7 protein-coding genes, 6 tRNA genes and 1 riboswitch are annotated in these 7,020 nt (G+C 39.9%); of the genes, 12 read left to right on the top strand and 1 reads right to left on the bottom strand.

Annotation, left to right across the window (positions count from 1 at the left end; genetic code table 11):
• Positions 1–91: 91 nt before the first annotated feature.
• From FPQ10_RS11635 to thiE, 12 genes are all read left to right on the top strand, one after another.
• Positions 92–165, top strand: a tRNA-Trp gene (locus tag FPQ10_RS11635).
• A 10-nt stretch (positions 166–175) separates the two neighbouring features.
• Positions 176–248, top strand: a tRNA-His gene (locus FPQ10_RS11630).
• A gap of 9 nt (positions 249–257) precedes the next feature.
• Positions 258–332, top strand: a tRNA-Gln gene (locus tag FPQ10_RS11625).
• A gap of 4 nt (positions 333–336) precedes the next feature.
• Positions 337–411, top strand: a tRNA-Gly gene (locus FPQ10_RS11620).
• A gap of 1 nt (position 412) precedes the next feature.
• Positions 413–483: transfer RNA gene (locus FPQ10_RS11615), tRNA-Cys, on the top strand.
• A 47-nt stretch (positions 484–530) separates the two neighbouring features.
• Positions 531–616: transfer RNA gene (locus tag FPQ10_RS11610), tRNA-Leu, on the top strand.
• 453 nt (positions 617–1,069) lie between these two features.
• Positions 1,070–1,927, top strand: coding sequence for a lysozyme inhibitor LprI family protein (locus FPQ10_RS11605; protein ID WP_255439944.1), 858 nt, complete (start codon positions 1,070–1,072; stop codon positions 1,925–1,927).
• A 239-nt stretch (positions 1,928–2,166) separates the two neighbouring features.
• Entirely contained in the window at positions 2,167–2,346 is a 180-nt protein-coding gene (locus FPQ10_RS11600) for a hypothetical protein (protein WP_144163669.1), read from the top strand.
• Positions 2,347–2,468: 122 nt separating this feature from the next.
• Positions 2,469–2,577, top strand: a riboswitch (TPP riboswitch).
• 71 nt (positions 2,578–2,648) lie between these two features.
• A complete protein-coding gene (locus FPQ10_RS11595) occupies positions 2,649–3,410 on the top strand; it encodes a 3-oxoacyl-ACP reductase (RefSeq protein ID WP_144163668.1) in 762 nt (253 codons plus the stop codon).
• Positions 3,411–3,428: 18 nt separating this feature from the next.
• A complete protein-coding gene (thiM, locus tag FPQ10_RS11590) occupies positions 3,429–4,223 on the top strand; it encodes a hydroxyethylthiazole kinase (protein ID WP_144163667.1) in 795 nt (264 codons plus the stop codon).
• A 12-nt stretch (positions 4,224–4,235) separates the two neighbouring features.
• Positions 4,236–5,045 (top strand): bifunctional hydroxymethylpyrimidine kinase/phosphomethylpyrimidine kinase, encoded by an 810-nt coding sequence (gene thiD / locus FPQ10_RS11585; protein ID WP_144163666.1) that lies wholly within the window; start codon positions 4,236–4,238, stop codon positions 5,043–5,045.
• A 1-nt stretch (position 5,046) separates the two neighbouring features.
• On the top strand, positions 5,047–5,703 hold the full coding sequence (gene thiE / locus FPQ10_RS11580; protein ID WP_144163665.1) for a thiamine phosphate synthase: 657 nt from the start codon (positions 5,047–5,049) through the stop codon (positions 5,701–5,703).
• 251 nt (positions 5,704–5,954) lie between these two features.
• On the opposite strand, the gene FPQ10_RS11575 is transcribed toward thiE, so the two are convergent.
• Positions 5,955–6,566, bottom strand: coding sequence for an alpha/beta hydrolase (locus FPQ10_RS11575; RefSeq protein WP_144163664.1), 612 nt, complete (start codon positions 6,564–6,566; stop codon positions 5,955–5,957).
• Between the last annotated feature and the right edge of the window lie 454 nt (positions 6,567–7,020).

Genomic DNA, 7,020 nt, shown 5'->3' with positions numbered 1-7,020 from the left:
GGTAGCGAAGTGGCTAAACGCGGCGGACTGTAAATCCGCTCCCTCAGGGTTCGGGAGTTCGAATCTCTCCCCCTCCACCATTATTATAAATAGGGGTATAGTTTAATGGTAAAACGAAGGTCTCCAAAACCTTTGATGTGGGTTCGATTCCTACTACCCCTGCCATTTTAATATGGCGGTCGTGGCGAAGTGGTTAACGCACCGGATTGTGGCTCCGGCATTCGTGGGTTCGATTCCCACCGGTCGCCCTCAATCTTTGGGCTATAGCCAAGCGGTAAGGCAACGGGTTTTGGTCTCGTCATTCCCAGGTTCGAATCCTGGTAGCCCAGCCATTTTGCGGAAGTAGTTCAGTGGTAGAACACCACCTTGCCAAGGTGGGGGTCGCGGGTTCGAATCCCGTCTTCCGCTCCATGGCGGCATAGCCAAGTGGTAAGGCAGAGGTCTGCAAAACCTTTATCACCGGTTCAAATCCGGTTGCCGCCTCTCTGTTACAATCGTTATGAATATTGATTGCTGCCGTTTTATTACATGCCAGTGTGGCGGAATTGGCAGACGCGCGGGACTCAAAATCCCGTTCCCTTCATCGGGAGTGTCGGTTCGATCCCGACCACTGGTATACCAAGTCAAGTGACTTAGAATTAAAACCGTTAAAATGTTGTTCTATCAATGTTTTAACGGTTTTTTTGTGTTTGAATGTCGTCAGAAAGACTAAGTTTTAACCTATGCTACACAAATGCTACACATTGAAAACTGAAAAATTTATCAAACTAGACCAAAAGAACCTACCTTGAGCCAGTATATTATATGTTTTATAATCTTGATAACAGTTAGTAATAACATCCTTTTCAGCTTCTAACATCTCTACACCTTCTTAACCGCGTGCAGGATAGCATTATCGCTGATTAATTTTTTAGTTAAATCGAACAATGTTATAAATAAAGGAAATTTATTGGATATTGTCGAATTACTAGTAAGTAAGAGGGGAAAACCAAATAACGGTATTTTAAAGCTTCTAAATCGTTTGTCCCGAATAACAGACGGAACCGTTAACCATCAGGAGGATTCTTTTATGAAAAATCGAATAAAGTTTTCAATGACAGTATTTATTTCAATGATTATTATATTAGCTGCATGTGGATCAACTGATGAAGAAATTACGACAGTTAATAGTAAGAAAGAAGTGAATGATTTAACTGTAAGTGCAATTGAATCTAATAGTTCGATGGATGATGTTGAATCAAACGAATCTGATTCTGCTGAAAAAGAAAGTAAAGAAGTAAAAGTCCTATCGGAAACCAATGAACCTATTCAAATTGGTAGTGGGGAAGAAGCGATCAAATTCCTGAAGCAACAATTACTAGAGGGAAAAGATGATAATATTTCGTTTGGTACAAATGGTGAAATCGAAGAAGATGAAAAGGGTACATATTATACGGTTCAATTGGTCGACATATCGTTGCGTGTATCTGGGAAGACAGGGAACTTAGGTTATTATAAAGTGTATCAAGACGGTACGTATGAACTCTATCAATTAAGTTCTAATACAAATGTAAGCGACCAATCTACGGATGATAAAGAGAAATATCTAAGTAGACTTCGTGATGTTGAAAAAGAGATGGAAACTTTACGAAAGAATTCCGACGCTATGACAACATTAGACATGGAGAAAGAACAAGTGTTTAGATATGAAGTTTGGGATAAAGAGCTAAATGAAATTTACGGCGTATTGAGGGAAAAACTTAGTAAAGAACAGGCGGACCAATTAAGAAATGAACAACGAGAATGGATAGAATACAGAGATGAAACCGCTAAAGAAGAATCACTAACATATGAAGGTGGTTCAATGGAATCGTTGCAGCATGTGGCTACGCAAGCAACACTTACAAAAGAAAGATGCTTTGAGTTAGTATTAGATTATATGAATTAATCATTGGTGACAAAGTAAAACCGGCTCAGAGGTTATGTATGGAGTATATGAAGCCTTAAATAAATTAGGGTAATCGGTTACCCGGTTGGGATTCTCTTTTTAACAAAATTTGTCTTGGTCGCTTCAGTAATATATACAAGTATCTAACTAATTACGAATATCATAAGCTGTAAAGAAAGACCTTTTTATCGATATTCATATATGCCACTATACAATGAGTAAAAATGGAGGTGTCCGGAATGACCAATCGCTATCATTGTTGTGCCACATGTAAACATTTTCGGATAGATCGATTTGAAGATGGGAGTAGGCGAGTTTATTGTAAAAGACTAGGTTTTGATACGAAACCAACGTACCAATTTAATTGCTGGGATCCAAAAGATCGCGTAGTGGAAGCGATGAAAGAAGAGAAAGACTGACCGACCAATAACTCAATTCATTTGGAAGAGATTTGTTCATTCAGTAGTAATCATTCTATTCAAATAGTTGAATATATTAAATGTTAAGTGTAGAATGAAAAGTAATAGAATAATAAATGAATTGTTTCTACTAGGGGAGCTTGTGTTTCAAGCTGAGAAAAAAGATAAACTTTTTGACCCTCAGGACCTGATCTGGATCATGCCAGCGTAGGGAAGTAGTTTAAATGTTAACTACCAAACCAGGTCCTTGTGATCTGGTTTTTTATTTTCCCTATTAATACATAAATATGGAGGTAAATATTATGGAGCTAAACAAACAAACTGTATTAATTACTGGAGCAAGTAGAGGGGTGGGTGCTAAATTAGCCACTACTTTCGCTGAACAAGGTGCAAATGTTGTTGTGAATTATTTTAAAAGTAAAGAAAAAGCTGAGGAGCTATCAACAACGTTGGGGGAAAAAGCTATTGCACTACAGGCAGATGTCCGTGATACAGAACAAGTTGATGAAATGGTCAAAAAGGCTGTAGAACACTTTGGTACACCGATTACGACGATTGTGAATAACGCATTGGTAGATTTTCGTTTTGACCCAGTCGCTCAAAAGAATGCATTTGCCCTCGACTGGGATGGTTTCAATACACAGTTCGAAGGAAGCATTAAAGCATCTTTAAACACGATACAAGCATGCTTAAGCGACATGAAGGAGCAACAGTTTGGTCGGGTGATTAACATTGGAACGAATCTCGTCCAAAACCCAGTCGTTGCGTACCACGAATATACAACGGGTAAAGCGGCAATGATTGGATTTACGCGTAATATGGCGAAGGAATTAGGTCAATACGGTATTACTGTCAATATGGTCTCTGGCGGGTTATTAAAAGAAACGGATGCAAGTAGTGTAACCACAGAGGAAGTGTTTGGAATTATTGAGTCAACCACACCTTTACAAAAAGCAACTAGGCCTGAGGAATTAGCTGATGCGGCTTTATTTTTCGCTTCGCCTTGGGCACGAGCAATTACTGGACAAAACCTCGTCGTAGACGGCGGACTAGTGATGGATTAAAACAGGAGGGAATCGAGCATGTATAAGAATTTAAAGGTCGTACAAGAACAGACCCCGTTAGTTCATAATATAACGAATCAAGTGGTGACAAATTTTACGGCGAATGGATTGTTAGCTGTTGGCGCATCACCGGTCATGGCGAATGCGATTGAAGAGGTTGCAGAAATGGCTTCGATTGCAGGAGCAGTCGTCCTAAATATAGGGACGTTAACGACAGACACAGTTGATGCCATGATCGAAGCTGGCAAAGCGGCAAACGAAAAAGATCATCCTGTCATTTTAGACCCTGTGGGGGCAGGCGCAACAAGTTTCCGCACTGCAAAAGCAAAGCAGATTTTAAATGATGTAAACGTTACAGTTTTAAGAGGAAACGCAGCTGAGATTGCTCATTTAACGGGTGAGCAATGGGAAATCAAAGGTGTTGATGCTCGTTCGGGAGATGGAGACGTCACACAATTGGCTAAGAGAGCTTCAGAACTCTTTAACAGTACAGTAGTGATTACGGGTGAAGTAGATGTCATTTCAAATAATAAAGGTACAAATCTCGTCACAAATGGTGATCCCTTACTGATAAAAGTGACAGGAAGTGGTTGTTTATTATCTTCAGTGATTGGTGCATTTGCTGCTGTAAATAACAATATTCTTGAAGCGGCTACATCGGCTGTTTCCTTTTATGGTATTGCTGCAGAGAAAGCGGCAAAGTTGGTTGGAGACAGGGGGCCAGGAAGTTTTCAAATTGAATTTTTGAATCAACTTTCGAAAGTAACAAAAGACGATGAAGTTCTTAGTAAAATCGAAAGAACTACGAAATAAAGGAGCCGAACTATGGTTATCGCAAAAGCATTAACGATTGCTGGGTCAGATAGTGGTGGCGGAGCGGGGATTCAAGCAGATCTTAAAACTTTTCAAGAGTTAGACGCTTATGGAATGTCCATTATAACTGCAGTAACAGCTCAGAATACGTTAGGCGTTCATGGGGTTTATCCGATACCTTTAAATGGGATTGTTGAGCAGATTGATGCAATCGGTAAGGACATGGGAACGAACGCATTGAAAACGGGCATGTTATTTTCGGGTGAGATCATAGAGGCTGTTAGTGAGCGAATTCATCATTACCAATGGGACAATGTTGTCATTGATCCAGTTATGATTGCTAAAGGTGGGGCAAAGCTTTTGCAAGATGAAGCTGTTAACGCATTGATCGATACACTAATTCCACTATCAACGGTCATAACACCTAATATTCCTGAAGCGGAAATAATCACCGATAGAAAAATAAAAACCATGGATGACCGAAAGAGAGCCGCTCAAGATATCGTTCGAATGGGCGCTACGTCGGTTGTAATGAAAGGCGGTCATGGAAGTGAAGATGACGTTGTTGACTTATTTTTTGATGGTGAAACATTCGTTGAAATGACTTCTCCAAGAATAGACACCCGTCATACACATGGAACAGGCTGTACGTTTTCTGCTGCGATTACAGCCGAACTAGCAAAAGGCGTTGAAATAAAGCAAGCAGTCCTAACAGCAAAAGATTTTACCCGTGCAGCAATCGAAACGGAATTAGGGATAGGCGAAGGACATGGGCCTACTAATCATTGGGCGTATAAAAAAAGGGGTGTAAAAAGTTTCTGATATGGTAGACAAAAAAACAGAACAAATCAAAGAATTACTTCCTGTTTACTTTATTATGGGGAGCCCTAACTGTAATGGCAGGGACCCGGTTAACGTGCTTGAAGAAGCAATTGCAGGGGGGATTACGCTATTTCAATTTCGAGAAAAAGGAGAAAAAGCTCTAACTGGAAACGAGAAACTGAGATTGGCAGAGCGCTTGCAAAGAGTATGTCAGGAAAACCATATTCCCTTTATCGTAAATGACGATCTCGATTTAGCAATCGAGTTAGATGCTGACGGCGTTCATGTTGGCCAAAACGATTTGGAAGCGGGTATAGTAAGAGAAAAGTTTAGCAATAAGATTTTAGGCGTTTCCACGCACACGATTGAAGAAGCGGAGCAAGCGATCAAAGATGGGGCGGATTATTTAGGTTTAGGTCCAATTTATCCGACGAGTTCTAAAGACGATGCTGAAATAGTCGCAGGGACAGAGATTATAGAACGCTTCAGAGATCACGGAATCACTGTACCGATTGTAGGGATCGGTGGCATTACACCTGAGAATGCTGAGCAAGTAATTCAAGCAGGCGCGGATGGAGTCGCCGTAATCTCTGCTATTGCTTCTTCACCCAATGTGGAAGAGGCAGCCGAAAGCTTTCTTCGTGCTAATAATAAGTAATGGGGTGTGACATGCGTCCATTCCCGAGAAAATTTTGAAAGAGATGTAATGTTGAGTGGAAAAGAAAGGCAAAAGGTACTTGAAAAGATTGAGGAAAAAATCGATATAATTACTGTGCAGTTTTGGATTAAGCAACTTGAAAAAAGTAAAACATCTTCTTGAATGAATGATAAAAAAATTGCTTCGTCGATATTTTGACGAAGCAATCCTTTTCTTTCACTGTACTTCAATGTCCCATATTTCCTACATACTTAAGCATCATTTTTAATTGATTCATTCAACCAGTTTCTTGCCTCCAAAGCGACTTCCTGTGTTAAATTATGTCCGTTCACCCAAGCTGTCGTGACGTCAGCACCTCGATCTTTAAATAGATTGATGACGCGTTCGCTTTCGGATTCCGGTACAATCGGGTCACCTTTTCCAAGGGATAAGAAGACGTCCATATCGCTGAAGTCTTGTGTCTTTTCAACATCTGCTGGATATAACGGAGCGAATAATGCAGCTCTTTTGAACGTTTCTGGATACTCTAACATCAATTGGATCGCGATGTTGGATCCGTTTGAGAATCCGACAAAAATGACATCTTCCAATTTGAAATCATGCTCTTTGGATTTTTCTACGATGAAGTCATAAAGCTCAGTTCCACGGAATTTCAGATCTTCCCAATCATACTTGCCTTCACCATGACGTTTGAAGAATCTGTTCATCCCATTCTCTTGTACATTGCCTCGAACACTTAAGATGTTAAATTCAGGATTTAGTAACTCTCCAAGACCAACTAAGTCTTTTTCTGTGCCACCTGTTCCGTGAAGAAGTACGAAAACTGGTGCGCCTTTTTTATTTTCCATGTAAATGTGTTCCACGTAATTACCCTCCATTTTTGTTATTCAGGTCGATTGATTGTAAATAATTTACCTATTGTAGCGTAATCATTACCCGCTAGTCTGCTGACAGCATCTAACTTCTTCAGACTGCCAAACTGTTAATACATTCATTCCAGAAACAGCTTTCCAGTTAGATACTTTACCTAATCGTTAACCGGTAAACTCACTTAACATGAATTTATATATTATGAATTAGAGATATTATCGAAAAAAATATAAATCCAAGTATTGCTTATGAAATTTTTGCACATTAACTTCAATGAGTTGTTAATTTGCATTGTACGTGAGTTTATTTAAAAAGTAAAGGATTATGGATGATCAAAGGCCGTCTTCAGTGTTAATTCGTTCGGCTTCAGTGTTTATCAGCCCAGCTTCAGGGTTAATCCGCACCGCTTCAGTGTTTATCAGCCCAGCTTCAGGGTTAATTTGCACC

The sequence above is a fragment of the Allobacillus sp. SKP2-8 genome (assembly GCF_007559355.1).
GTDB lineage: Bacteria > Bacillota > Bacilli > Bacillales > Alkalibacillaceae > Allobacillus > Allobacillus halotolerans.
This window is presented reverse-complemented; position numbering and strand designations above follow the sequence as displayed.